The organism is Kribbella sp. NPDC004875, from assembly GCF_042873375.1.
In the GTDB taxonomy this organism is placed as follows: domain Bacteria; phylum Actinomycetota; class Actinomycetes; order Propionibacteriales; family Kribbellaceae; genus Kribbella.
In genome coordinates this window covers 280,919-304,305 of the sequence record NZ_JBIALI010000001.1, presented here as the reverse complement: position 1 = coordinate 304,305, position 23,387 = coordinate 280,919, and the positions used below count along the sequence as shown (strand labels likewise).

The following is a 23,387-nucleotide window of genomic DNA, read 5'->3' as shown; positions in this document are numbered from 1 at the left end:
ATAGGCACCGGCTATCAGGTCAGGCTGTACGCCGGCCCGTAGACAGCGGAAGGCCGCTGTTCCAGGAACGCCCAGTACCGATCGCCGTAGGACCAGTGCCACCACTCGGTCGGGTAGTTCACCAGACCGGCGGCCGTCAGTACGTCGGCCAGCAACGCGCGATGCGTGCGCGCCTCCCGGCTGATGTTGGCCGCCGCGAAGAAGCAAGCCCCGTCGCTCTGCTCGGGCGTCGCGTCGATCGGCGTACCGAGGTCCAACGGGCCGTGTGCGCCGACGAGTGTCAGGTCGACCGCCGCGCCCGCGACATGCGGCGCGACCTCGACCGGTGACACGAAGCGACTCGCCAGGACGTGCACGTCGTGGTCCGAGATGCCGGGATGCAGTCGCTCGAGCCCGGCGCGGTAGCCGTCGTAGATCTCCTGCTGCCTCTCGACCGGCCGCAGCCCTTCGACGACGTGCAACCGGATGCCGGTGGGCAGGAACGTGTCGGCCAGCGCGAGCCGATCGGCGACGCCCTCCCGAGCGAACTGCCGGCCGGTCGTCGCGAGGTCACGGGTGAACAGATCGACCAGCGGCTCCCGGTTCTCGATCGCCGGAATACCGGTGATCCGGTCGTCACTCAGTAGGACGGTCATCCGCGCGCCGCCGCCGTCCGGATCAACGTGTCCACGACCTCGGCGTACGACATCCCGGCCGCGGCCCACATCCGCGGGAACTGTGACGCGGGCGTGAATCCGGGGAACGTGTTGATCTCGTTGACCACCGGCTCACCGTCCCGCGGTACGAAGAAGTCCACCCGCGCCAGCCCCGCACACCCGAGGACCTCGAACACGTCGAGCGCCGTCCGCCGCAGCCGCTCGGCCAACCCGGCCTCGAGCGGCGCCGGTACGACGAATCGCGTCGTACTGCTGTCGTACTTCGCGGTCGCGTTGAAGAACGGCTGCTCCGGATCGGCGTGGATCTCCAACGCGGGCGCGGTCTCGACCCGCCCGTCCGGGAACTCCAGCACCGCCAGATCGATCTCGCGCCCGACCATCGCCCGCTCGATCAGGACGTGCGGATCGATGATCGCCGCATCCGCGATCGCGGCCTCCAGCGACGCCTGATCGGTCACCCGGGTGACGCCGAAACTCGACCCACCGTTCCCAGGCTTCACGAAGACCGGGAACTCCAGCCCGGCCGACTTGAGCTGCTGCAGTGCAGCCTCGGTGTCGATCAGGTCCCGGCCGCGCAAGGTGACGCCCGGCGTGACCGGAATGCCGTGCGCCGCGAGAATCGCCTTGGTCAGGTGCTTGTCCAGACCCACCGCGCCGGCCGCGATCCCGCTGCCGACGTACGGGACCTTCAGTTGTTCGAGGAAGCCTTGGATGCGGCCGTCCTCACCGCCCTCGCCGTGCAGCGCCGGGATCGCCACCGCGCAGGCCTGCAGGATCTCGATCGCCTCGTGCTGCCCGTCCACCCAGTTGCCGTCGGCATCGATCACCAGCGGGATCGCCGTGTGGCCGAGGAGTTCGACGGCCTTCGCGATTCCCCGGCCGCTGGCCAGTGACACCTGGTGTTCCGGGCTGTTGCCGCCCATCACCACTGCGACCTTCATCGGTTGCCCTCCTCGTACCGTCGCGGCACCCGGCTGCCGATGCCGCAGTAGATCTCGTGCGGAATCGTCCCGGCCCACGAAGCCCACTCCGCGGCGGTCGGTTCACCCGCGGAACCGTCGCCGAAAATCGTCACCGGCGCACCGGGTTCGACCGTGTGGTCACCCGCGTCGACGATGAACTGGTCCATCGCGATCCGCCCGATCACCGGCATCCGGACGCCGTGACACCACACACTCGCCTGTCCTCCGGCGACCCGCGGGATGCCGTCGGCGTACCCGATCGGAACCAGGCCGATCGTGGTGTCCCGATCGGCGACGAACTCGTGCCGGTACGAAACGCCTTCCCCCGCGCGGATCCGGCGTACCTGGGTCAGTTTGCTCATCAGCCGCATCGCCGGCCGCAGCCCGAGACCGACCTCGTCGATCCCGTACAGCCCGGCGCCGATCCGGACCAGGCCGCAGTCCGGCGCGTCCAGAGTGATGGCCCCGGCCGAGTTGGCCAGGTGTACGACGCTGGGCCGCAGGCCCGCCCTTCGCGCGAGACCCACCCCGGTCCGCAGGAGCTGGAGCTGCCGCCTGCTCCGGACGGCGTCGACGGAGTCGCCGTGCGAGAGGTGCGACCAGATCCCGCGGACCGTGACGGCGCCGAGCGCCTCGTAGTGCGCCGCCGTTCGGGTGAGCTCGATCCATTGGTCAGGCGCGCAGCCGGCCCGATGGAGTCCGGTGTCCAGCTTGAGATGCACGAACTGGACGGATGGTGTGGACGCGACGCGCTGGAGCTCGGCGACGGTCGAGACGCTCACGTCCACGTCGACATCGCCGAGCAGCATGAGTTCTGCCGCGTCGTACAGCCAGGCCAGGATCGGTACGGTCAGCCCGGCGGCGCGTAGTCGCAGCGCCTCGTCGGCGTGCGCGACGCCGAGCCAGGTCGCGCCGGCCTCCACGGCCGCGCGGGCGACCGGCACGGCGCCGTGGCCGAAACCGTCGGCCTTCACCACCGCCAGGACGTCGTGGGGCATGCGTCCGCGAAAGGTGCGGATGTTGGCGCGGATGGCGGACAGGTCGACGACGGCCTCGGTCAATCCGGCGATCCCACGGGCTGCCGGGCGGTGGCGGGACTGGACCAGGTACATGCCCGCTATTGTTGTTTTTGGCAACGATCGCGATCATCGGAGCGCGGACGGATGTCTGCGCGTGGTGACTACGACCCTGGTATGACGGCCCTCATCCCGATGAATGAATTCGCCCGCGGGGACGAACTTTCCGGCGACGCCGGACCGCTACTCCGTGCCGAGTACGAAGGTCTGGATCGCCACCACGGCCGCGCCGCGGGCCCATTCGCTGAAGTCCGCGGGCTGCAGGACCATCGGCAGCTCGGCCGCGGAAGGATGCCGATCGGCATGTAGACCGGCCAGCAGGTCGTCGTGTGCGACCTCGGCGAGGCGGATGCCTTCACCGCCGAGGACGACCAGTTCGGGCAGCGTGAAGTTCGCGGCCGCGGCGATCAGTTTGCCGAGCGCCCGGCCCGCCCGGCCGACCACCGCGACGGCGGCCGGGTCGCCCTTCGCCGCCAGGTCGAGGGCTTCGTCGTAGCCGACCGGCCGGCCGAGCGCCGTACCGACCTGTTCGGTGACCGCGCGGACCGTGAGCAGGCTGAGCGCGCAGCCATGGTGGCCGCGGTCGCAGAGCGGGCCGTCGGGGACGAGTGGGTAGTGACCGATGAGGCCGAGCGTGACGTCGGGGCTGTCCACCGTCCGGTTGTGGACGACGAGGCCGTAGCCGACGCCCGCGCCGATGGTGACGAGGATGAAGCGGTCCGAGTTCCGTCCGGCGCCGAACCAGTGGGTCGCCTCGGTCAGGGAGGTCAGGTCGTTCGCGATCACGACCGGGATGTCGGTGTGCGCCGCGAGCAGCTCGCCGAACTTCACGTCCACCCAGTTCAGGTACGGCGCCCAGCGGACCTCGAAACCGTCCGCGACCCGGCCGCCGAGCGAGATGCCGAGCCCCGTGATCGGCGTACCGCCGGGGACCTGGACCGCGAGTGCGTCGGTGAGCTCGAGGACGAGCTCGGCGACCGCGGACGGTGTCGGGTCCGGGATCGGGCGCTCGACGCTCGCGAGCACCTCCGCGCGCAGCGTGGTCAGGACACCGATCGCGGAGTCGCCGGTGAGCTTGATGCCGATGAAGTGGTGCGCGGTCGCGTCCAGGTCGAGCGGCTGCGACGGGCGCCCGACCCGGGCGTCGGTGGGACCGCCCTCGACCTCGACCAGCAGCCCCGACTCGACCATCGGTTTCGTCAACCGGGTCAGGCTGCCGGGGGACAGGCCGACGCGGCGTGACAACTCGGCGCGCGACAGCGGCCCGTCCAGCAAGATCTCCAGCGCGACCTGTCGCGACGGACCCGCCAACGGCCGCCACTGACCCATTGCGACAGCTTAGGACACGCCGGGCTGGAGACGCCGGGGCGTGACCCGGTCCGCGGTTCTGGCCGCACAAGCCCCGGCGTCAGGCTCATCTCGCAGTATGCAACGGTTTCCAGTCCTTGGCTGCGGGACAACGCTGTCAGATCCCAGTCACCTCACGGTCAGTGCGGAAGCTTGCGGGTATCGATCAGCTGCTGCGCGACGTCGCGCAGTTTGGTGTTGGTGTCCTGCGAGTACCGCTTCAGGATCGCGAACGCACGGTCCCCGTCGACGTCGAAGCGTTCCATCAGGATGCCCATCGCCTGACCGACCAGCTTCCGTGCGTCGACGGCCTGCGCCATCGTCTCCTCGTGGCGCGCGGAGGCCAGCGCGACCGAGGCGTGCTGCGCGAGGATGTGCGCGACCGCCTCGTCGTCCGCGGTGAACGCGTCCGGGGACGGGCTGTACAACCCGAGGACGCCGACAGTCGGTCGCGACGCGTCACCGGTCGCCAACGGTACGTCGAGAACGCTGCGGACCCCGAGCGCTGCGACCTTGTCCGCCCACTCGGGCCACCGGTCGTCGGTGCCGGTGTCGCGGATCAGGACGGTGGTCCGATCTCGCAGCGCCGTGACCAGGGGACCACTCTCGGTACTGAGTTGCAGCGCGTACACATCGGCGACGACAGGGTCCGTGACCGCGGCGATCTCGGCCTGTGAACCACGGGTGTACAGCGCGACTCCGGCGTACGTGCAGTTCAGCGCCTGGAGGGCGAACTGGACGACGGCATCGACGGTCTCCTCGACGCCGGGGGCGTCGTGCAGCTCGATCGCCAAACGGGCGAACATGTCCGCCGAATTGGCAAGGTCAGGCTCGGTCACGGAGGCTCCAGAACAGGGACGTGCAGTAGGGCACGCACATCATGCAGCCACAGCCCGGCAGAGTGTTAGCCGGTAGGGCGCGAGTTCCCGTTGGTGCTGGTTACAGTGATCCGCATGACGGACTTCTCCGGCCTGTTGAGCGGCCGGACGAACTGGCGGCGGGAGTTCGCGGCACCGATGCGTGCCTTCCTCCGGACCGAGGCGGGGAGTTCGGGTGTCCTCGCGGCCTCGATCGTGCTCGCGTTGCTGTGGGCCAACGTCGCCCCGGGCATGTACGACGAGTTCTGGCGGACCGAACTGTCGATCGGGCTCGGCCACGACGTCCTCAGCCTGGACCTGCGGGAGTGGATCAACGGCGGGCTGATGACGCTGTTCTTCCTGGTCGTCGGGCTGGAGGCGCGGCGCGAGTTCGACCTCGGGGACCTGCGCGAGCGCAGCCGGTTCGTGCTGCCGATGCTGGCCGGGATCACCGGGATGATCGCGCCGGTGCTGATCTACCTGGCGTTCAACGCCGGCGGACCGGGATCGCACGGCTGGGGCGTCGCGATGTCCACCGACACGGCGCTCGCACTCGGCCTGCTGGCACTCGTCGGACGCGGTGTCCCGGATCGGGTCCGGGTGTTCCTGCTCACGGTGTTCGTGGTCGACGACCTGCTCGCGCTGGTGGTGATCGCGGTCGTCTACAGCGAGGACATCCGGCTGATGCCGCTGACGCTGGCCATCGTCGCGTTCGTGGTCGTCCTGGTGCTGTCGCTGTTCCACGTCCGGAAGGCGTGGATCTACGTGATCCTCGGCGTCCTGATGTGGGCAGCGCTGCTGCAGAGCGGCGTGGACCCGGTGGTCGCCGGACTCGCGATCGGCCTGACCGCACCGGCGTACTCGCCCGGGCGGGAAGCGCTCGAGGAGGCGACCGGTCTGTTCCGGCTGTTCCGCGAGCAGCCGACGCCGGAGCTGGCGCGGTCCGCGACCGTTGGGCTGACCACCACCATCTCGCCGAACGAACGTCTGCAGTACCTCTACCACCCGTGGACCAGCTACCTGATCGTCCCGCTGTTCGGTTTGGCGAACGCCGGCGTGACGATCGACGCGAACTTCCTCGGCCACGCGTTCACTTCACCGATCACCCTCGGCATCCTGGTCGGGTACGTCGTCGGCAAGCCGCTCGCGGTGACGACCGTGTCCTGGCTGCTCGAACGGCTGTCCGGCGGGCGGATCCGGCCCGGTGTCGGCTGGGCCGCGGTCGTCGGCAGCGGGACGATCGCCGGGATCGGCTTCACGGTCTCGCTGCTGATCGCGACGATCGCGTTCGACGGGACGCAGCTGGCCGAGGCGAAGGTCGGTCTGCTCTCGGCGGTGATCGTGGCGTCCGGGCTGACCTGGGCGGTGTTCCGCGCGGCGAAGCTGCTGTCGCCGCCGAAGAAGGCGCTGGCGCTGCTCGGCGACGCGGAGCAGCTGGTCGACCTGACCGACCCGGTCGATCCGGAACGGGACCACATCCGCGGTCCGGAGACGGCGTCGGTGACCCTGGTCGAGTACGGCGACTTCGAGTGCCCGTACTGCGGGATGGCCGAGCCGATCGTCCGCAGCGTGCTGCAGGACGACGACCTGCGCTTCGTCTGGCGGCACCTGCCGCTGTCCGACGTCCACCCGCGGGCGCAGATCGCGGCGGAGGTGGCCGAGGCGGCGGCCGCGCAGGGCAAGTTCTGGGAGATGCACGACCTGCTGCTCGCGAACCAGGAGAACCTGCAGCCCAAGGACCTGATCAGGTACGCCGAGCAGCTCGGGCTGGACACTGAGCGGTTGCACGACGACGTCAAACGGCACGTGGCGGGTGCCCGGGTGGCGCAGGACGTGGAGTCCGCGGACACCAGCGGCGTCTCCGGTACGCCGACGTTCTTCATCAACGGTCAGCGGCACTACGGCGCCTACGATGTCGAGACGCTGAAGGCGGCGATCAAGGTCGCGCGGGCGCGGGCGAAGATCAGCGCCCGGCGAGGCTGACGCCACGAGGGTATGGCTGAATCTTGATGAACTAGGTCATTACTGCCACTGTCGTCGTCTTCGCGGATGGCTGACGCTGGTGCCTCCCGATCCTCGAGGAGGCTTCCCATGGAGACATCCGCAGTGTTGCGCACCCGCGCCGCCGACCAGGCCGTCGCGGTCGCGCATTTCGCCGGCCGGCTCGCGTTCGAGGTGGACGCGGCCGACGTCGCCGCGGACATCGGTGCCGGCGTGACGGGCTGGGTGCTGGTCGACAGCCGGAGTCAGGAGAGCTGGGACCAGGGCCATCTGCCGGGCGCGATCCACCTGCCGCACCGCGAGATCGCGGAGCGCGCGAAGAGCGTCGTACCGGACGGGGTGACCGTGGTGACGTATTGCTGGGGGCCGGGGTGCAACGGGGCGACCCAGGCGGCGCTGGCGTTCGCGCGGCTCGGGTATCCGGTGAAGGAGATGATCGGCGGGTTCGAGTACTGGGCGCGCGAGGGTGGGCCGATCGAGACCGCGGCGGGGATCGAGCGCCGGGCGCAGGATCCGCTGGTCGCTCCGCGCGGCGTGGCCTGCGCGTGCTGAAACCCCTGTGAATGTTGAGGTTTTACAGAGATTGAACCCGCCGTGGTGAAACGCTGACTCTCCGTACGTTACCCTCGGAAGAGGGGTCCGCGAGGCGAGGAGACGGTGTGACCGATCAGCCGGTGAACGACAGTGGGCTGGTCGCGTTCGGGATCGACACCACGCGTCCGAGTGTCGCCCGGGTCTACGACTACTTCCTCGGCGGCAAGGACAACTACGCGTCCGACCGCGAGCTGTACGAGCAGATCATGAAGATCGCGCCCGAGGCCCCGGTCTGGGCGCGGGCGAATCGGCGCTGGCTCAGTGAGGTGGTCACCTGGCTGGCCGAGGAGGCCGGCGTCCGGCGGTTCATCGACGCCGGCTCCGGGCTGCCGACCGCCGAGAACACCCACCAGATCGCCCAGAAGGTGAATGCGGGCGCCGCGGTGGTGTACATCGACAACGACCCGTCCGTGGTCGCCCACGGACGGGCCCTGTTGCTGGACAACGACCGGACGCAGTTCACCGCCGCGGACCTCACGAAGCCGGAGGAGGTGCTGGCGGACCCGGCCGTCGCCACGATGCTGGCCGCCGGCGAGCCGGTCGCGCTGGTGATGGCGTTGATGCTGCACCACATCGCCGACTACGACGAGACCCGCGAGGTCGCCCGCCAGTACGTCGCGGCGCTGCCGCCCGGGTCCTACCTGGCCATCACGCACGCGTGCAATCCGGGGGACGGAGGGCCGGTCGACCTGATGGTGACCGAGCTCGCGGAGAAGGTCAGGCACGCCTTCCCGACGCTGGCGTTCCGGTCGGTCGAGCAGATCTCGTCCCTGTTCGGTGACCTGGAGATCCTCGAGCCGGGCGTCGTCCGGCTGGCCGACTGGCACGTGCCCGGCGGCCGGGTCGCCGAGGACCCGGCGATCGGCGTCCGGGACGCGATCTACGGCGCCGTCGCCCGCAAGTCCTGAGCGGTTCTAGCCCAGGTTCGCGAGGTAGTCGGCGTTGCCGCGGATCGCGGCCTCGTAGCGCTTGATCTCGGCGGAGTCGACCTTGTCGGCGATCAGCAGCAGGAGCGTGGCCAGCGCCTTGTCCTGGTTCCCGGCGGCGTGCAGCGTCAGAGCCTTGAAGACCCGCAGCGAGTCGGACTCGGGGAACTCGGCGCAGGCGTCCTTGAACACCGCCAGCGACTCGTCGAACCGGTGCAGGTTGCGCAGGGTGCTGCCGTACTGCAGCAGGCACTTGCGGCGGGTCTCCCCGGTCAGTCCGGGCAGCGCGCGCTCGTAGTACCCGACCGCTTTCTCCTCCAGGCCGGCGGTGTCGTAGGAGCCGCCGACCTCGTAGAGCACGTACGGGTTGTCCGGGTGCTCGGTCAGCAGCTTCTCGAAGAAGTCGATCGTCGGGCCCATGTTCGCCCGGTCCCGGCGTGCGAAGGCCTGTTCGATGGTTGCTGCGAGTTCCGCAGTGAGTTCGACCGGGGTGGTGGGGCGGGGAAGGTATTTGCCAGTCACGGTTCCATCATGCCGCGTCGCGGCCGTTGGTCCGGTGCTGCTGCCACGGCCAGGCGCCGGAGATCTCCACCTCGAGTGCGAAGCTCAGGACGGTCCGGATCACCACGATCAGGCCGAGCACCACGACGTTCTCCAGTGTCGTCGCGACGATCACGGTGCGGATGATGTCGCCGACGATCAGGATCTCCAGGCCGAGCAGGATCACCCGGCCGAGATTCACCCGGAGCTGCTGGTAGCTGCCGGTGCCCTTGCGTAGTACGTCGTACGCGTAGCGGAGCAGGACGACGGCGAGCCCGACGGCCATGATCGCCACGCCGACGCTCTCGATCACGCGCGCGACGTGCTCGAAGACCTGCGCGAAGTCCACCCTCCATGGGTACCAGTCAGGCGACGGACTCGCTGGTCGGCTCGCCGGGCCGGATGTTCTGGTTCAGGTGGAAGACGTTGCCGGGGTCGTACGCCGTCTTGAGCGCGACCAGCCGTTGCAGCTTCGCCGGCGGGAACGCGCGATGGATCGGGTCGTCGTTCAGCGTGTTCACGTACGCCCCGCTCGCGTACGGCGCCAGCGTCGCGGCGTACCCACGCAGCTGATCGATCCGGGCCTCGTCCTCGGCCGGGTCGTCCCAGCGTGTGGCGGTGACGAACTCGAACAGCGTGTCCCGATGACTGAACGCCGCCGCCTCATCCGGTACGTCGGCGATCGCGCCGCCGTACGCCTGCAGACTCGCGGACGGACCCGGCGTCGCCAGCAGCGCGCGGATCGCGTCGTCGGGCAGCGCCTTGAAGTAGTGCCCCTTCCAGTACCGCCGGAACCGGTGTCCCTGTACGTTGTCCTCCCGCGTCTGCAGCTTCAGGTACGTCGTCTCCGCGACGACCTCGTCCTGGACGGGACCGAGTTCGCGGAACGCCGGCAGCAGGTCCTCCCCGCCCGCGCCGACCCATACGTACCCGACCGTGACCGAGTCCGGCGTGATGCTCGCGGTGAAGGTGGCCTCCCGTGGCGCGTTCGCATTCAGGTCGCGCCAGCCGCGCAGTACGTCGAGGCCCGCCGACGCCGGATAGGTGAACTCGACGATCATCGCCCGCGTCCCGATCTCGTGCAGCCGGAACTCGAAGCTGGTGACGATCCCGAAGTTCCCGCCACCGCCGCGCAGGCCCCAGAAGAGCTCGGCGTTCTCGTCCGCGGCGGCCCGCACGACGTCACCGTCGGCGGTCACCACCTCGTACGACACCACGTTGTCGCAGGCCAGCCCGAAGCGCCGCGCCAGCCAGCCCATGCCGCCGCCGAGCGTCAGCCCGCCGACCCCGGTGTGCGAGACGTTGCCCGCTGTGGTCGCGAGACCGTACTCCTGTGCCGCCTTGTCGAGCTTGCCCAGCATGGCGCCGCCCTGCACCGACGCGCGCTGCAGTGCCGGGTCCACGCGGACCGCGTTCATCGGCGTCAGGTCGATCATCAGCCCGCCCTCCGGGACGGCCAGGCCGGCGATGTTGTGCCCGCCGCAGCGCACCGCGATCTCCAGGCCGTGCGTCCGGCCGAAGCGGACCGCGTCGGCGACCTCCGCGGTGCTCGAGCAGCGGGCGATCGCGGCCGGCCGGCGGTCGATCATCGCGTTCCACACGCTGCGGGCCTCGTCGTAGCCGGGGTCACCGGCGGTCAGGTAGGTCATCGGTCTCACTCCTGCTCACTCCTGGTCATCGGGTTCTCGTCATTACCCTGACAGCGAAGCGGTACTCCGATAAGGTCCAGTTGCGTGAGCCGAATGAGGACCAGTTCCGGAGCCGGTGAACTCCTGGTCGAGCTCCGGCGCGACAGCGGCGTCCCGCTGCATCAGCAGCTCGAGAGCGGGATCCGGACCCGGATCCGGGCCGGCCTGCTGCGGCCCGAGACCGTGATGCCGTCCACCCGGGCGCTCGCGCAGGATCTCGGCCTGTCCCGCGGCGTGGTCGTCGAGGCCTACCAGCAGCTGGTCGCCGAGGGGTATCTCGTCAGCCGCGGCGGCGGGTACACGCAGGTCGCGGACATCGCAGTGGTCGAGACGGCGGCCGCCCTCAAGTCCACCGGCGGTCCGCCTCGGATCGACTTTCGCTACAGCCGCCCGGACGTCTCGCAGTTCCCCCGCGCGGCCTGGCTCCGATCGGTACGCCGGGTGCTGAACGAGACGCCGTGCCGGAGTCTGGCGTATATCGACGGGCGCGGGACGATCGAGCTGCGGACGGCCCTGGCCGACTACCTCAACCGGGTCCGCGGTACGGCGGCGCGCCCCGAGAACATGCTGATCTGCAACGGGTTCGCGCAGGGCTCGCGGTTGCTGCTGCAGGTGCTGGCCGCGCAGGGCCGGAAGCGACTCGCGGTCGAGGACCCGTCCGACAACGACCTGCGGGACGTCGCGCGCGCGGCGGGGCTCGAGGTGATCGGCGTACCGATGCTGGAGTCGGGCATCGATGTCGCCGCGCTGGAGCAGTCGGGTGCGGACGTCGTCCTGGTGACCGCCGCGCATCAGTTCCCGACCGGGGCCGTGGCCTCGGCGGAGACGCGGGCCGCGCTGATCGCGTGGGCGACCGCGCGGGACGGGCTGGTGATCGAGGACGACTACGACGCGGAGTACCGCTACGACCGCGAGCCGATCGGTGCGATGCAGGGGCTGGCGCCGGATCGGGTCGCGTACGCCGGGACGGCGAGCAAGACGCTGGCGCCCGGGCTGCGGCTCGGTTGGCTGATCCTCCCGTCCTGGCTGGTCGAGCCGATGGCGCAGGCGAAGCTGATGGACGACCGTGGGTCGCCGGTGTTCGACCAGTTGGCCTTCGCGGACTTCGTGGCGCGCGGCGAGTTCGACCGGCATCTTCGGCGGATGCGGCCGCGGTACCGGGAGCTGCGGGACACCTTGGTCGAGCGGCTGGCGGCGCGGTTGCCCGAGCTCGAGCCGGTCGGGGTGTCGGCCGGGCTGCACGTGCTGACGTGGCTGCCGCCGGATCTCGGCGAGGACACGTTGCAGGCGGCGGCGCGGGAGCGTGGGGTCGGGGTGTACGGGCTGGCGCCGTACTGGGGCGACGGATCGGGGCCGGCCGGGCTGGTGTTCGGGTACGGGTCGCTCAGCCGGAAGGACGTTGTCGAGGGCATCGACCTGCTCGCGGACGCGGTCGCGACGATCCGCAATTCGTGAATAACTATCCATTTCATTGCAATTTGATTCGGCCGGTTCTACTGTTGGTGGAGTGATCGCCGCAGCTCGCATCGACTCCCTGATGAATCAAGGCTGGCCCGCCGCGCACAGCACCGAACTCGACGGCTGGCTGGTCCGCCACAACGCCGGAGTGACCCTGCGCGCCAACTCGGTGCTGCCCGCGAGCGCGCCGTTCGACCTCGGCCGCGCCTTGGATTACGTCGAGAACCTGTACGCCGCGCACGACATCGCACCGTCCTTCCAGGTCGGTCCGGCGGCCCAGCCCGGTGACCTCGACGACCGGCTCGCGGCACGTGGCTACGAGGTCCGGAACCCGACGCTGGTGATGTGCGCCGAGGTCGCCGACGTCCTCGCGAACCTTGCCGAGCCGAGTGCGCCGGTGAATATATCCGCGGCGCCCACCGACCCCTGGATGGACTTCTGGTGGTCCGTCGACGGGCGCGGCGGATCGGCCGCGCAGGCCGCCGCCCGGCAGATCCTGAACCGCGCCCGCGCGCTGTACGCCGTGATCCCGTCCGGCGAGCCGGTCAAGGCGATCGGACGACTGGCGCTGGTCGACGACTGGGCCGGGCTGTACTGCCTCGCCGTCGACCCCGCGCACCGCCGCCAGGGCCTCGCGCAGACGGTCATTCACGGCTTGTTGCAGGAGGCAACAAGCCTCGGCGTCAACCGAGTCTGGTTGCAGGTCGTGGAAAGCAACGCCCCGGCCCGCGCCCTCTACGACCGCCTCGGCTTCCGGGCCGTCTCGCACTACCACTACCGCGTCAAAGCGTGATCTGCTGCAGGTGATCGAGGAGGACGAACTCGGCTCCGGTCTTCTCGACCGACGTGCGGAGTGGGGTCAGGTCGGTCCACGGGACGCCGGGCTCGGTGAGCGGCTTGTCGAAGTCGTCCCAGTGCGTGGCGATCACCTTCTTGACCGGCTTGATCGTGCGCAGCAGGCGGTCGGTGATGCCAGGTTCGCCGCCGGGGGCCGCGAAGACGACGTCGACCTGCAGGTCGCGCAGGGCGTTCGGGTCGAAGTTCGCCGTACTCAGGCTGAGGATGCGCAGGCCGCCGATCGTGATCACGAACGCGAGCGTGCCGCCCTCGACGAGGTCCTCGATGACGCGCGGGCGCGGCGGGACGGAGTACCGGTAGCCCGGGTACGCGTAGTCGTGGCGCTTGCCGCCGCAGGAGTGCAGCGACGGGAAGACCTCGATCGTGAAGCCCTCGAACGGGAAGTACTCGCCGCCGCGGACCGGTGAGAGCAGGTCGTCCGGCGTCTTCATCGCACGCAGCAGGTTCGCGTGCGTCTCGGTGCAGACGACCGTCGCCTGGGTCTTCTCCGCGACGTACGGTACGTCGGCCATGTGGTCGTAGTGCGCGTGGTGGACCAGGATCGCGTCCGCCGTCCCGAGGTGCCGGTCGATGACGTTGCGATCGATCACCAGCTTGGTCTTCGGGTCCGCTCCCTCCGGCGTGAACGTCCCGGTGTGGAACCGGGTCAGCCACGGATCCGTGAGTACGACGCTCTTCCCGCAGCGGATCTGCCACGCGTGCGTGCCGAACCACGTCAGCTCGACCGGCTCCCGCTCGGTGTCGGCCGTGGCTGCCTCGCTGCGCCCCTCGACACCGACCACGCCGGCCGCTCCGACCGCCGCCGCCCCGACGGCCGCCGCACCGGTCAACATTCCCCTCCGACTCACCTTCACGCTGTCTCCTCTCGTCGTCCCTGGACCTGCAGTCAAGGCGAAGGTGATCGGCTGTGTCGAATATGCTCTTGAGCATGGGGCGATTGTCTGGAGATATCAACGCAGGTCAGCCCGGTCGTGGGGCCTCCCGGCCTGGACTGAGGAGCGCAGGGAGCGAAGCGACTGGAGCGACGAGGGAAGGCCGGGAGTCACAGCCCCACGACCCCCGCGCCGGAGGCGCGGCATGACACAGTCATGCTGACTGAAAGGCATCTGCAGATTTTCATCGCGCTGGCCGAGGAGCAGCACTTCGGTGATGCGGCGCGAGTTGTCGGTATCACCCAGCCGCCGCTGTCCCAGGGGCTGCGCCGGCTGGAGGCGTTGGTCGGCGCCAAGCTCTTCGAACGGGGCGCCGGTCGTGTCGAGCTCACCCCGGCCGGGGCCGCCCTGCTGCCGTATGCGCGCCGGGCGCTGACCTCGATCGAGGAACTGCACCAGGCGGCGGTAGCGCGGGATCCGGAAGGCCCGGAGATCCGGATCGGGCTCGCGCCGGAGGTTCCGCCGTCCTCGGGTGCGGCGGTTGCCGCGGCGTGCGGCGCGGTGATTCCGGGCAGTCGCGTGACGGTGGTGACCGCGCCGACGAGTTCGCTGGTGAACCAGGTGAGTACGGGCCGGTTGACGATGGCCGCCGTACAGCATCCCGCCGTACTCGACGGGCTGGAGGCCGGGCCGGTGTCGTTGCTGCCGACCTGGGCGCTGGTGCCTTCGGCGATGGTGGACGACGAGGAAGTGACGCTCCGGCAGCTCAAGGGTTTGCCGGTCGCGGTGCGGCCGCGGGCCGAGGCGCCGGCCGCGCGGGATCTGTTCCTGGACACGCTGGCGCTGCACCGGCCCGACGGGGGAACGGTCGTGGTGACCGACGAGCGAGCCGGCTTGGCGATGGCGGCGGCCGGTCAGGCGATCGTGGTGACGGCAGATCCAGGCCTGACCGCCCCCGGTGTCGAGCGTCGTCGCCTGGCCGACGACCCGTTGCCGCTCCGCCTCCGCCTCGTCTGGTCGAGAACACGTACGCCGTTCCTCCGCCCGAACGACGTCATGGCGCAGCTCACGGAAGCCTTGGTGGCGTCATGAGCGCCCGGATCCGCGGGATCTTCGAGGATGCGGGCGTTCGGGGGTGGATGCACGCGGTGTCGCTCGACGATCCCGAGCAGACGGTCGAGCTCGACGCGGATGCCGTCGTACCGATGGCGTCGGTCTACAAGCTGCCGCTGCTCGCCGGGTTCTGCCGCTTGGTGGACCTGGGCGAGCTCGATCCACGCGAGCGGGTGACGCTCGAGCCATCGGCGCGGACGGCTGGGCCGACTGGCCTGTCGGCGTTCGCTGACCCGGTGACGGTGTCGTTGCGCGATCTCGCGCTGTCGATGGCGACCGTGTCCGACAACGCGTCGGCCGACGCCCTCCTGGACATCGTCGGACTGTCCCGGCTGGCCGAGATCCTCAAGTCCTTCGGCCTGCATCGCACCTGGGTACGACGGGGTACGGCGGCCAACCTGCGCGACCTGCAACGCCGTACCGGGGCCCCGGATCCGGATGCGGCGCTCGCCGTACTCGCGGACAACGACCGGACCGATCCGGCCGGGGTCTACGAAGCGGCGAACGGGTCGGCGAGTTGTGCGCGGGACATGACGTTCCTGCTCCGGCGACTGTGGGCGGGGGAGTTGCTGTCACCCGAGCAGACCGGCTACCTGAAGACCACCATGCACCGGCAGGTCTTCCTGCACCGGTTGGCGTCGGGCTTCCCGCACGACGAGGTCCGGGTCGCGGGGAAAACGGGCACGTTCGGTGCGTTGCGGCACGAGGCCGGTGTGGTCACCTTGCCTGGTGGGTCCGCGTTCGCGATCGCGGTCTACACGCTGGCGGCCCGGGGCGATTTCCGGCAACCGCGGGTGGACGCGGCGATCGGTGAGGCCGCCCGGGTCGCCGTCGACCTGCTGCGCTAAATCACCGCGTACGCCTCGATCTCGAGCAGGGCGTCCGGACTGAACAAGGCGGCCACCTGCACCGCCGTGGTCGCGGGCTTCGGGCCCGGGACGTACCGGTCGCGGACCGGGCGGATGGCCGGCAGGAAACCGATGTCGGTGACGAAGAACGTCAGCTTCACCACGTTCTCGAAGGTCGCGCCGGCCGCCGTCAGGCACGCCTGCAGGTTCGCGAAGACCTGCTCGGCCTGTGCCCCGGGGTCGCCGAGGCCGACGAACCTTCCGTCCACGTCCAGGGCGACCTGCCCGGAGATCGCCACCCACTGTCCGTGCCCGGTCACGACGTGGCTGTAACCGTTGCCCGGAGCAACACCTTCGGCCGGTGGATACCGCAGCTCGCTCATGCCCCAGATATACCGCGGACCGGGGTTGAGAAACCGCTTTCCAGCGGGAGAAGATACCGGTGTGGGACGGACGCCGAAGGACTCGATCACGATTGCCGACGTCGCGCGGGCGGCGGAGGTGTCGCGGGCGACCGTGTCCCGGGTGATGAACGGGCGGCTCAGCGTCGCCCCTGAGATCGTCGCCCGGGTGCGCGCCGCCGCGGACCGGCTGAACTACCGGCCGAGCGACCTGGCGCGCAGCCTGTCCCTCGGGCGGACGGACATGGTCGCGCTGGTCGTCCCGGACCTCGGCAACCCGCTGTTCCAGCAGATCCTCCGCGGCATCACGAACGCCTCCGCCGCGGCCGGGTACCAGGTGCTGGTCGCCGAGACCGACGAGGACCCGAGCGCCGAGGCGGCGATCGCGATCGAGGCGCGGCGGCGCTGTGACGCGCTGATCATGGTCTCGCCGCGGCTGGACGAGGAGCGGCTGCGCGAGCTGCTGCCGCAGGTGCAACCGGTGATCCTGGTCAATCGCCAGGGCCCGCCGGAGGTCTCGTCGGTGGTGGTCGACTACGGCCGCGGCGTCCGGATCGTCGTCGACCACCTGGTCGGGCTGGGACATCGTCGGCTCGCGTTCCTGTCCGGCCCGGCGGCGAGCGCCTCGAACGCGCTCCGGCTGCAGGCCCTCGAGGTCGCCGAGCGGGAGATCCCGGGGCTCGACCTGGTCCGGCTGGAGTGCGGCCGCTCGATCGAGGACGGGTACGCCGCGGTGGAGCGGGTGCTCGAGTCGCAGGCCACCGCGGTGGTCGCGTTCAACGACCTGGTCGCGTTCGGGTTGCTGGCCAGGCTCAACGAGGTCGGGGTCGCCGTACCGGCCGATCTCTCGGTGACCGGGATGGACGACATCGGGCTGGCCCGGTTCGCCGTACCGTCGCTGACCACGGTGCGGGTCCCGCAGAAGGATCTCGGGGAGCTGGCGTGGCAGCGGTTGCACGCGTCGATCGGGGCGCCGAGCGGCGTGGCGGACGACGTACCCGAGTTGCGGCTGGCGGTGCGGGCGAGCACCGGGCCGGTGCCTCAGGAGCCACGGTTGCAAGGAGAACGTCCGGCCGGTCAGGTCGGCTGGCAGCAGCAGGGGGACATCTGCGCGCTCGAGAGCGACGCGGGGCTGCTCGCGCGGTACGAGTTCGGCCGGCGGATGCCGCAGGTGCATGCCCCGCGGCCGTACCTGCATCCCGTCCGCACACTCGGCGGCCATCCACTGACCGAGGTCAGCCCGGTCGACCACCGGCACCACTACGGCGTCTCGCTCGCGGTCGCGCAGGTCAACGGCACCTCGCACTGGGGTGGCCGGACCTACGTCCGCGGACAAGGCCCGGCGCTGCTCACGAATCACGGTCAGCAACGCAGCCGCGGCGTCACGATCGAGGACGGCCGCACGCTCAACGACGACATCACCTGGTACGACGAGCAGGGCCGGCCGCAGCTCGTCGAACGCCGGCGCCTCACGGGCGACCTGGCCTCCGGCGGCTGGCGACTCGACTGGCGCAGCGTCCTGACCGCCCGCTACGGCTCGATCCGCATCGAGAGTCCCGCGACGAACGGCCGCGCGGGAGCGGCGTACGGCGGACTCTTCTGGCGACTGCCGTCCGCCGAGACGACCGTGCTGACCGACCACGGCGAGGGTCTGGACGCCGCGTTCGGTTCGACCAGCCCGTGGCTCGCCTTCGTCCAAGGCGACGTCACGCTGCTGCTGATGCAGCACGACGACGTACGGCCGTGGTTCCTGCGGACCGGTGAGTACGTCGGTGCGTGCCCGGCGCTCGCATGGGACGAGCCGTTGGTGCTGCAGCCGAATCAGGAACTGCAGCTCTCGCTGACCGCCCTGCTGCTGGATCGGGCGGTCGACGCGGCGGAGGCTAAAACGCTGGCAGGCCAGTTGTAGGCGAGGACGCCAGCGCGGACTGCCAGCGCCGTGGCACCCGACCGGCGAGTCGGGCGTTCCGGCCCGCGGAGACCGCGTCGCGCATCGCGGCGGCCATCAGCGCGGGCTTCTCCGCGCGGGTCACCGGGGTCGCGAGCATGACCGCGGCACACCCGAGCTCCATGGCCAGCGCGGCGTCACTCGCCGTACCGATGCCGGCGTCGACGATCACCGGGACATTCGCGGCCTCGGCGATCAGCGCGATGTTGTGCGGGTTGCGGATGCCGAGCGCGGAACCGATGGGTGCGGCCAACGGCATCACGGCGGCACAGCCGGCCTGCTCGAGCCGGCGGGCCAGGATCGGGTCGTCGTTCGTGTACGGCAGCACGGTGAAACCGTCGGCCACCAAGGCGTCCACCGCGTCCAGCAGCTCGACCGGGTCAGGCAGCAGCAGGTGGTCGTCGGCGACCACCTCGACCTTGATCAGGTCGGTCTCCAGCGCCTCCCGCGCGAGCTTCGCGGTCAGCACGGCCTCGGCGGCGGTGTGGCAGCCGGCCGTGTTCGGCAGCACGTCGATGCTGTGTTTCTTCAGCACGTCGAGCACGGAGCCCTCGTGGCCGGTGCCGAGCCGGCGCATCGCGACCGTGGTCAACTGGGTGCCGGAGGCAATCAACGCCTCCTCCATCACTTCCAGGTTGGCCGAACCGCCGGTCCCCATGATCAGGCGGGACGTGTACGTGCGGCCGCCGAGCTCCAGTGGGTCGTCCATCTCAGCCTCCCTGCGTCGCGCTGACGATCTCGACCCGGTCGCCGGGCCGCAGCGTGGTCTGCGCCCACTCGGCCTTGGTCAGCACGTTCTGGTTCACCGCGACCGCGATGCCGGTGACGCGATCGGAGTACTCCGCGATCAGCTCGGCCACCGACCTGCCGCTCGGCACGTCGACCGCCGTACCGTTCACCCAGACGGATTCCACGCTTCCTCCCTACGCCGGAATTACCCGATTCAGGTTCAGCGGTCGGTGACGGCGTAGTCACCCTCTCAGCCCACTCCCTGCGAGCTCCCGCGGACGTGTCGACTATAGCGCCTGACGAATCAGGGGCAGGACCTGCTCCCGTACTGCGGGCGCGAGGTGGACGTCGTACTCAGAGGTGATCCAGTGCAGCGCGGCGAGCTCGGCGGCCGGTTGCGGGACGTCGTCCAGGTCGGTGGTGTAGACCGTCATCCGCATCTGCTGGTCCTCGAGCGCGGCCCGGTTCTCGACCGTCGCCAGCAGCCGCGGGTTGTACGGCGTGACGCCGAGCTCCTCCCGCAACTCGCGGGTCAGTGTTTCCAGTGGTGCCTCACCCGGCTCGGGTTTCCCGCCCGGGAGGTAGAACACGTCCGGCGCCGCCTGCTTGCTCACGACGAGCAGACGTCCGTCCTGCACGACAGCGGCCGCCACCACGATCAGTACATCGTTCGTCACGCAGTCGATCCTGTCATCATCGTGACGAGATCCCTGCGGGAGGAATGTCGTGGCTGCTGGCAGGCGAGTCGCCATCTCGGACGTGGCCGCTCGGGCCGGCGTCAGTCCGACGACGGTCTCGCACGTGTTGTCGGGGCGGCGGCCGGTGTCGGAGGCGACGCGGGCCAGGGTGCGGTCGGTGATGGACGAGCTCGGGTGGGCGCCGAACGAGGTCGCGCGCAGTCTGCGGACCCAGCGGACCCGGACGATCGCGCTGATCGTGCCGGACATCACCAACCCGTTCTACCCGTCGGTCGCGCGCGGGCTGCTCGACGTCGTCAGTGAACCCGGGTACCAGGTGCTGATCGGGAACACCGACGGCGAGCCGCGAGCCGAGCGGGACCTGGTGGCGCGGATGGTCACCCGCAGCGTCGACGCGATGGTGTTCGCCGGGTACTACAGCAAGGCCGCCGACGTCGCGCCCGCCGTCGCCGCCGGGATCCCGGTCGTGCTGATGGGTGGCCGCAAGGCGGCGCCGGGGATCGACGTGCTGTCGTCCGACGACCTCGCCGCGGGCGAACTCGCGACCCGCTACCTGATCGAACGCGGCTATCGGCGGATCGGGTTCATCACCGGTCCGGCCGGCGACGGCCCGCCTGCCGATCGTGTGCTCGGCTACCGCCGCGCACTCGGCAGCGCCCCGCGCGGGCTGATCGTCCGCGAGGAGTTCTCCCGAGCCGGCGGTACGGCGGGAATGCGCAAACTGCTCGACCTCGCGCACCCTCCCCGCGCCGTCCTGTGCACCAACGACATGGTCGCGATCGGTGCGCTCGACGCCGTCCGGGACCGCGGTCTGCGGGTCCCGGACGACGTCGCCGTGATGGGGTTCGACGACATCGAGGCCGCCGCGCTGGTGTCGCCCGCGCTGACGACGGTCTCCGGCGATCCCCGCGAGCAGGGCCGGTCGGTGGGCCGCGTCCTGCTGGGCCGGCTGGAGGGAACGGCCCCCAGCCGGCCGCAGCGCATCCTGTTCGCGCCGTCCGTCGTACGCCGCGACTCGGCCTAGCGCCGTGACAAGAAACGTCGAGGTCGTCCCTCAGCCCAGCGCGTCCCCCGGTTTCCCCAGCCAGGCACCCCGGCCAGGCACCCCGGCCAGGCATTTGAGCGGTTCACCCCTGATGTTGTCCGTGAGCAGTTGGTATGCGGCGTGGGAACGGACCATTTCTGAGGTGAACCACCCAAACGGCGCCACGACGGCGCGTGCAAAGCGCTGCCGAACACTAAGGCGCTGTCACCGAGGTCACATTCGCGCCGGAGATGTACGTCGGCCAGACGCCGACCGTCACGGTGATCTGACCGTTGGCGTCTGGCGTGAACGTGCTGGACAGGCCGTAGAGGCTGGTGACCTGGACCGGTCCGGTCGCGTTCACCGTCACGGTCGTGTTCGACCCGCTCGCGGCCCAGATCGCGCGGAACGGCGTACCGTCGTTGGCCGCGTAGACCTGGTCGATCAGGCCGTTGCCCGGGAACTCCTTGCCGAGGAACGTCGCGCCGCGGAGCTGACGAGCGGCGGTCGCGTAGGCGACGTACGACGGTTTCGGGGTGTACTTGCCGAGGGCATCGGTCTCGTGGTGGATCAGGCCGAAGTTGTTCTCCTGGGCGGCGGGGTCGATGCCGTCGTTCTTGAAGTCGTACATGTAGAACCGGTCGACGTCGTGCCCGGGAACGCTGAGCATCGCCCGCGCCATGTACATCGCCTGCGTCGGTTCGGTGACCGGTGCCGCGCTGCCGGAGCCGGTATACCAGCCGGCCTCGGTGATCCAGATCGGCTTGTCCACGCCGCCGTTGTACTGCCGGATCGTCGCGCGCACCTGATCGATGAAGGTGCCCAGACTCTCGGGCGCGTGGAGGTAGTTGTACGGGTGGATCGAGACCACGTCCAGGTACTTCAGCCCGCCGAGCTGGCAGAACTGCTGGAACCAGGCCTGCTGCGTCACGTCGGTGTCACTACCGCCGACGACCGTCAGGCCCGGGTGGTTCGCTTTCAGCTTCGTATACGTTGCCTGAAGCAACGCGACGTACGCCTCGGGAGTCTGGTACGCCGCGCCCTCGCCGTTGATGTCCCACTCGTTCCAGACCGCCATGTTCTTGATCTGCGGGAACTGGGTCGCGACCTTGTCGGCGTAGTTGGCGAATCCCGCCCGGCCGGCGTCGGTGGTCGGCGGCTTGAACCCGTCGTAGAACGGGTTGCCGCGGTCGGCGATCAGCAACGGGTCGAGGCCGTTGCTCTGGAACGCCTGCTGGTAGTTGGTGATCTTCGCCGGGAACGAGTAGACGCCCTGCGTCGTCTCGACGTCCTGCCAATAGGCTTCGTCGCGGGCGGTCCCGGCTCCGGATTGCTTCACCAGCGGAATCACGTCCGGGTTCCACGACTGCGCGAAGTGCGTCCCCGCTCCCTGGTACGTCGGGGCCGTGGTCGCGGCGACGGCGTCGACGTTGGCGACCGCCGTCGTGCCGCCGCCGATGATCGAGCTCTTGTCGAGGGTCAGCATGATCGCCTTGGCGGGGCCGTGCCAGACGCCGTCGTCGGCGCCGCCGAAGTGCAGGTACCCGGTGCCGCCGTCGAAGCGCGTGACGGTGAGCTGCTGCCACGCGGTGGAACCGGACAGGGCGAGGCGCTGCTGGTGGACCTGACCGGTCGCGTCGGTGAGGCGGAGTCCGAGTGCGGAGATCTGGCTCGTCTTCACCCACAGACTCAGGGATTTCAGGTCGATCGGGACGAGGTTTCGTTGCAGCGCGACATAGTTTCCGCCGCCGGTGAATTCGCCGCTCAGCTTGGCGGACTGGGCACCGGCGTGCGGGGACGCGGTGTCGTAGGCGAGACCGCCGGTCGCTCCCGGGAACTCACTTCCCGGATAGAACGACCAGCCCTCCGCGGCGCTGTCGAAATCGCCCAGCGGGGTGGTCGGGGTGCTCGCCGGCGCGTTGAGAGTGAAGTCGTCGAGGCTGACGCTGCTGCTGGTCGCGCCGCTGATCGCGCCCTTGTCCAGAACCACCTCGATCTGCTTGGCCGGACCGTGCCAGACGCCGTCGTCCGCGCCGCCGAAGTGGACGTACTGCTTGCCGCCGTCGAACCGGCTGACGGTCAGCGGCTGCCAATCAGTTGCCCCCGACAACGTCAGGCGTTGCTGGTGTACCTGGTTGGTCGAGTCGGTGATACGGAAAGTCAGGAAAGTCAGGTTCGGCGACTTCGCCCAGAAACTCAGGCTGCTGGCCGCGACCGCCGGAACGGTACGGTTCACGCTCACGTACGCGCCGCCGGCACCGAAGTTCCCGGACAGCTTTCCGGAACTGGTTCCGGAATGGTTGTCGGTGCTGTCGAGTACGAAGTCTCCGGTGGCTCCGGGGAACTCGCTGCCCGGGTAGAAGGTCCAGCCTTCCGCCGCGTTCTCGAAGTCGCCGACGCGACTGGTGGTGAGGCCCGCGACCGGCGCCGTACCGAGTGGGCTGAGGATCGCGAACGTGGTCTTGGCTGTCAGCGTTCCCGCCTGGACGGTGAGCTGGTACCAGCCGCGGTTGGTGACCGAGACCTGCAGAGTGCTCGCGGCCGCCTGGCTGCCGGTCGCGACCACGGTGCCGTTGACGTCGGCGGCCGACCAGGTGACGGACGCGGCGTCGGTGCTCAGGCCGACCTTGACCGGCTGGCCGTCGGTGAACACGTTGCCGAGGGTGATCGGGGTGAGGGCGAGGGTCGCCGCGTGCGCGGGAGCGATGGTGCCGATGCCGAGGAGGAGAACTCCGAGAACGAGGGCAAGGGTACGTCTCATGCCGACTCCTTGAATCAGGGCGGTGTGGGT

The 23,387-nt window shown here is 69.9% G+C and carries 23 protein-coding genes and 1 riboswitch; of the genes, 9 read left to right on the top strand and 14 right to left on the bottom strand.

Features of this window, described 5'->3' with window-relative positions; translation table 11 throughout:
* Positions 1 to 14: 14 nt before the first annotated feature.
* From ACFYRH_RS01465 to ACFYRH_RS01445, 5 genes are all read right to left on the bottom strand, one after another.
* Entirely contained in the window at positions 15 to 635 is a 621-nt protein-coding gene (locus tag ACFYRH_RS01465; RefSeq protein ID WP_387766306.1) for a M15 family metallopeptidase, read from the bottom strand.
* On the bottom strand, positions 632 to 1,597 hold the full coding sequence (locus ACFYRH_RS01460) for a D-alanine--D-alanine ligase (RefSeq protein ID WP_387766304.1): 966 nt from the start codon (positions 1,595 to 1,597) through the stop codon (positions 632 to 634). The genes ACFYRH_RS01465 and ACFYRH_RS01460 overlap by 4 nt, the downstream gene beginning before the upstream one ends.
* On the bottom strand, positions 1,594 to 2,730 hold the full coding sequence (alr, locus tag ACFYRH_RS01455; RefSeq protein ID WP_387766301.1) for an alanine racemase: 1,137 nt from the start codon (positions 2,728 to 2,730) through the stop codon (positions 1,594 to 1,596). Before alr ends, ACFYRH_RS01460 begins: the two co-directional genes overlap by 4 nt.
* Before the next feature lie 147 nt (positions 2,731 to 2,877).
* Positions 2,878 to 4,023 (bottom strand): ROK family protein, encoded by a 1,146-nt coding sequence (locus tag ACFYRH_RS01450; RefSeq protein WP_387766298.1) that lies wholly within the window; start codon positions 4,021 to 4,023, stop codon positions 2,878 to 2,880.
* A 158-nt stretch (positions 4,024 to 4,181) separates the two neighbouring features.
* Complete coding sequence (locus ACFYRH_RS01445) at positions 4,182 to 4,880, bottom strand: GAF and ANTAR domain-containing protein (RefSeq protein ID WP_387766295.1); 699 nt, start codon at positions 4,878 to 4,880, stop codon at positions 4,182 to 4,184.
* Between the two features lie 114 nt (positions 4,881 to 4,994).
* On the opposite strand from ACFYRH_RS01445, the gene nhaA reads away from it, so the two are divergent.
* The 3 genes from nhaA (at position 4,995) to ACFYRH_RS01430 (ending at position 8,401) form a co-directional block, all read left to right on the top strand.
* Positions 4,995 to 6,881: a Na+/H+ antiporter NhaA gene (nhaA, locus tag ACFYRH_RS01440; protein WP_387766292.1), complete on the top strand. Its 1,887-nt coding sequence runs from the start codon at positions 4,995 to 4,997 to the stop codon at positions 6,879 to 6,881.
* A gap of 108 nt (positions 6,882 to 6,989) precedes the next feature.
* The gene (locus ACFYRH_RS01435) at positions 6,990 to 7,451 is read left to right on the top strand and encodes a rhodanese-like domain-containing protein (RefSeq protein WP_387766289.1); all 462 of its coding nucleotides are present in this window, start codon (positions 6,990 to 6,992) and stop codon (positions 7,449 to 7,451) included.
* Positions 7,452 to 7,558: 107 nt separating this feature from the next.
* The gene (locus tag ACFYRH_RS01430) at positions 7,559 to 8,401 is read left to right on the top strand and encodes an SAM-dependent methyltransferase (protein ID WP_387766286.1); all 843 of its coding nucleotides are present in this window, start codon (positions 7,559 to 7,561) and stop codon (positions 8,399 to 8,401) included.
* Between the two features lie 6 nt (positions 8,402 to 8,407).
* Here ACFYRH_RS01430 and ACFYRH_RS01425 read toward each other — a convergent pair whose 3' ends face one another.
* The 3 genes from ACFYRH_RS01425 to ACFYRH_RS01415 are packed head-to-tail and all read right to left on the bottom strand — an operon-like array spanning position 8,408 to position 10,608.
* Positions 8,408 to 8,941, bottom strand: a complete 534-nt coding sequence (locus ACFYRH_RS01425; RefSeq protein ID WP_387766283.1) for a tetratricopeptide repeat protein — start codon at positions 8,939 to 8,941, stop codon at positions 8,408 to 8,410.
* 7 nt (positions 8,942 to 8,948) lie between these two features.
* A complete protein-coding gene (locus tag ACFYRH_RS01420) occupies positions 8,949 to 9,308 on the bottom strand; it encodes a DUF1622 domain-containing protein (RefSeq protein ID WP_387766280.1) in 360 nt (119 codons plus the stop codon).
* Between the two features lie 16 nt (positions 9,309 to 9,324).
* Positions 9,325 to 10,608, bottom strand: a complete 1,284-nt coding sequence (locus tag ACFYRH_RS01415) for an FAD-binding oxidoreductase (RefSeq protein WP_387766277.1) — start codon at positions 10,606 to 10,608, stop codon at positions 9,325 to 9,327.
* Between the two features lie 93 nt (positions 10,609 to 10,701).
* Between ACFYRH_RS01415 and ACFYRH_RS01410 the strand changes: the two genes are divergently transcribed.
* Together ACFYRH_RS01410 and ACFYRH_RS01405 are read left to right on the top strand one after the other, a co-directional pair.
* Positions 10,702 to 12,102 (top strand): PLP-dependent aminotransferase family protein, encoded by a 1,401-nt coding sequence (locus ACFYRH_RS01410; RefSeq protein WP_387766274.1) that lies wholly within the window; start codon positions 10,702 to 10,704, stop codon positions 12,100 to 12,102.
* Between the two features lie 52 nt (positions 12,103 to 12,154).
* The gene (locus tag ACFYRH_RS01405) at positions 12,155 to 12,898 is read left to right on the top strand and encodes a GNAT family N-acetyltransferase (RefSeq protein ID WP_387766271.1); all 744 of its coding nucleotides are present in this window, start codon (positions 12,155 to 12,157) and stop codon (positions 12,896 to 12,898) included.
* On the opposite strand, the gene ACFYRH_RS01400 is transcribed toward ACFYRH_RS01405, so the two are convergent.
* Complete coding sequence (locus ACFYRH_RS01400; protein WP_387766268.1) at positions 12,888 to 13,796, bottom strand: MBL fold metallo-hydrolase; 909 nt, start codon at positions 13,794 to 13,796, stop codon at positions 12,888 to 12,890. The genes ACFYRH_RS01405 and ACFYRH_RS01400 overlap by 11 nt on opposite strands.
* Before the next feature lie 255 nt (positions 13,797 to 14,051).
* Here ACFYRH_RS01400 and ACFYRH_RS01395 point away from each other — a divergent pair, with 255 nt between their 5' ends.
* Both ACFYRH_RS01395 and ACFYRH_RS01390 read left to right on the top strand, forming a co-directional pair.
* Positions 14,052 to 14,927, top strand: coding sequence for a LysR family transcriptional regulator (locus tag ACFYRH_RS01395; RefSeq protein ID WP_387766265.1), 876 nt, complete (start codon positions 14,052 to 14,054; stop codon positions 14,925 to 14,927).
* Positions 14,924 to 15,796: a serine hydrolase gene (locus tag ACFYRH_RS01390; protein WP_387766262.1), complete on the top strand. Its 873-nt coding sequence runs from the start codon at positions 14,924 to 14,926 to the stop codon at positions 15,794 to 15,796. Before ACFYRH_RS01395 ends, ACFYRH_RS01390 begins: the two co-directional genes overlap by 4 nt.
* On the opposite strand, the gene ACFYRH_RS01385 is transcribed toward ACFYRH_RS01390, so the two are convergent.
* Entirely contained in the window at positions 15,793 to 16,179 is a 387-nt protein-coding gene (locus ACFYRH_RS01385) for a RidA family protein (RefSeq protein ID WP_387766259.1), read from the bottom strand. The genes ACFYRH_RS01390 and ACFYRH_RS01385 overlap by 4 nt on opposite strands.
* A 61-nt stretch (positions 16,180 to 16,240) precedes the next feature.
* On the opposite strand from ACFYRH_RS01385, the gene ACFYRH_RS01380 reads away from it, so the two are divergent.
* The gene (locus ACFYRH_RS01380; RefSeq protein ID WP_387766256.1) at positions 16,241 to 18,106 is read left to right on the top strand and encodes a DUF6807 family protein; all 1,866 of its coding nucleotides are present in this window, start codon (positions 16,241 to 16,243) and stop codon (positions 18,104 to 18,106) included.
* Here the strand turns inward: ACFYRH_RS01380 and ACFYRH_RS01375 are convergent.
* From ACFYRH_RS01375 to ACFYRH_RS01365, 3 genes are all read right to left on the bottom strand, one after another.
* Positions 18,081 to 18,854, bottom strand: a complete 774-nt coding sequence (locus ACFYRH_RS01375) for a thiazole synthase (protein WP_387766253.1) — start codon at positions 18,852 to 18,854, stop codon at positions 18,081 to 18,083. The two genes, ACFYRH_RS01380 and ACFYRH_RS01375, sit on opposite strands and share 26 nt — an antisense overlap.
* A gap of 1 nt (position 18,855) precedes the next feature.
* Positions 18,856 to 19,059: a sulfur carrier protein ThiS gene (gene thiS / locus ACFYRH_RS01370; RefSeq protein ID WP_387766250.1), complete on the bottom strand. Its 204-nt coding sequence runs from the start codon at positions 19,057 to 19,059 to the stop codon at positions 18,856 to 18,858.
* Positions 19,049 to 19,160: riboswitch (TPP riboswitch) on the bottom strand. (Overlaps the previous gene by 11 nt.)
* A gap of 1 nt (position 19,161) precedes the next feature.
* Positions 19,162 to 19,551 carry an NUDIX domain-containing protein gene (locus ACFYRH_RS01365; RefSeq protein ID WP_387766247.1) on the bottom strand — a complete coding sequence of 130 codons (390 nt, stop codon included), beginning with the start codon at positions 19,549 to 19,551 and terminating at the stop codon, positions 19,162 to 19,164.
* 49 nt (positions 19,552 to 19,600) lie between these two features.
* Here ACFYRH_RS01365 and ACFYRH_RS01360 point away from each other — a divergent pair, with 49 nt between their 5' ends.
* Positions 19,601 to 20,596 (top strand): LacI family DNA-binding transcriptional regulator, encoded by a 996-nt coding sequence (locus ACFYRH_RS01360; RefSeq protein ID WP_387766244.1) that lies wholly within the window; start codon positions 19,601 to 19,603, stop codon positions 20,594 to 20,596.
* A gap of 214 nt (positions 20,597 to 20,810) precedes the next feature.
* Here the strand turns inward: ACFYRH_RS01360 and ACFYRH_RS01355 are convergent, their stop codons facing one another.
* On the bottom strand, positions 20,811 to 23,357 hold the full coding sequence (locus ACFYRH_RS01355) for a glycosyl hydrolase (protein ID WP_387766241.1): 2,547 nt from the start codon (positions 23,355 to 23,357) through the stop codon (positions 20,811 to 20,813).
* Between the last annotated feature and the right edge of the window lie 30 nt (positions 23,358 to 23,387).

What these genes read in the sequence shown, in the direction of transcription:
- ACFYRH_RS01400 (WP_387766268.1), bottom strand. Translation starts at nt 13,796, where the DNA reads ATGTTGACCGGTGCGGCGGCCGTCGGGGCGGCGGCGGTCGGAGCGGCC.
- ACFYRH_RS01465 (WP_387766306.1), bottom strand. Translation starts at nt 635, where the DNA reads ATGACCGTCCTACTGAGTGACGACCGGATCACCGGTATTCCGGCGATC.
- ACFYRH_RS01415 (WP_387766277.1), bottom strand. Translation starts at nt 10,608, where the DNA reads ATGACCTACCTGACCGCCGGTGACCCCGGCTACGACGAGGCCCGCAGC.
- ACFYRH_RS01375 (WP_387766253.1), bottom strand. Translation starts at nt 18,854, where the DNA reads ATGGACGACCCACTGGAGCTCGGCGGCCGCACGTACACGTCCCGCCTG.
- alr (WP_387766301.1), bottom strand. Translation starts at nt 2,730, where the DNA reads ATGTACCTGGTCCAGTCCCGCCACCGCCCGGCAGCCCGTGGGATCGCC.
- ACFYRH_RS01390 (WP_387766262.1), top strand. Translation starts at nt 14,924, where the DNA reads ATGAGCGCCCGGATCCGCGGGATCTTCGAGGATGCGGGCGTTCGGGGG.
- ACFYRH_RS01355 (WP_387766241.1), bottom strand. Translation starts at nt 23,357, where the DNA reads ATGAGACGTACCCTTGCCCTCGTTCTCGGAGTTCTCCTCCTCGGCATC.
- ACFYRH_RS01385 (WP_387766259.1), bottom strand. Translation starts at nt 16,179, where the DNA reads ATGAGCGAGCTGCGGTATCCACCGGCCGAAGGTGTTGCTCCGGGCAAC.
- nhaA (WP_387766292.1), top strand. Translation starts at nt 4,995, where the DNA reads ATGACGGACTTCTCCGGCCTGTTGAGCGGCCGGACGAACTGGCGGCGG.
- ACFYRH_RS01435 (WP_387766289.1), top strand. Translation starts at nt 6,990, where the DNA reads ATGGAGACATCCGCAGTGTTGCGCACCCGCGCCGCCGACCAGGCCGTC.
- ACFYRH_RS01450 (WP_387766298.1), bottom strand. Translation starts at nt 4,023, where the DNA reads ATGGGTCAGTGGCGGCCGTTGGCGGGTCCGTCGCGACAGGTCGCGCTG.
- ACFYRH_RS01395 (WP_387766265.1), top strand. Translation starts at nt 14,052, where the DNA reads ATGCTGACTGAAAGGCATCTGCAGATTTTCATCGCGCTGGCCGAGGAG.
- ACFYRH_RS01410 (WP_387766274.1), top strand. Translation starts at nt 10,702, where the DNA reads ATGAGGACCAGTTCCGGAGCCGGTGAACTCCTGGTCGAGCTCCGGCGC.
- ACFYRH_RS01460 (WP_387766304.1), bottom strand. Translation starts at nt 1,597, where the DNA reads ATGAAGGTCGCAGTGGTGATGGGCGGCAACAGCCCGGAACACCAGGTG.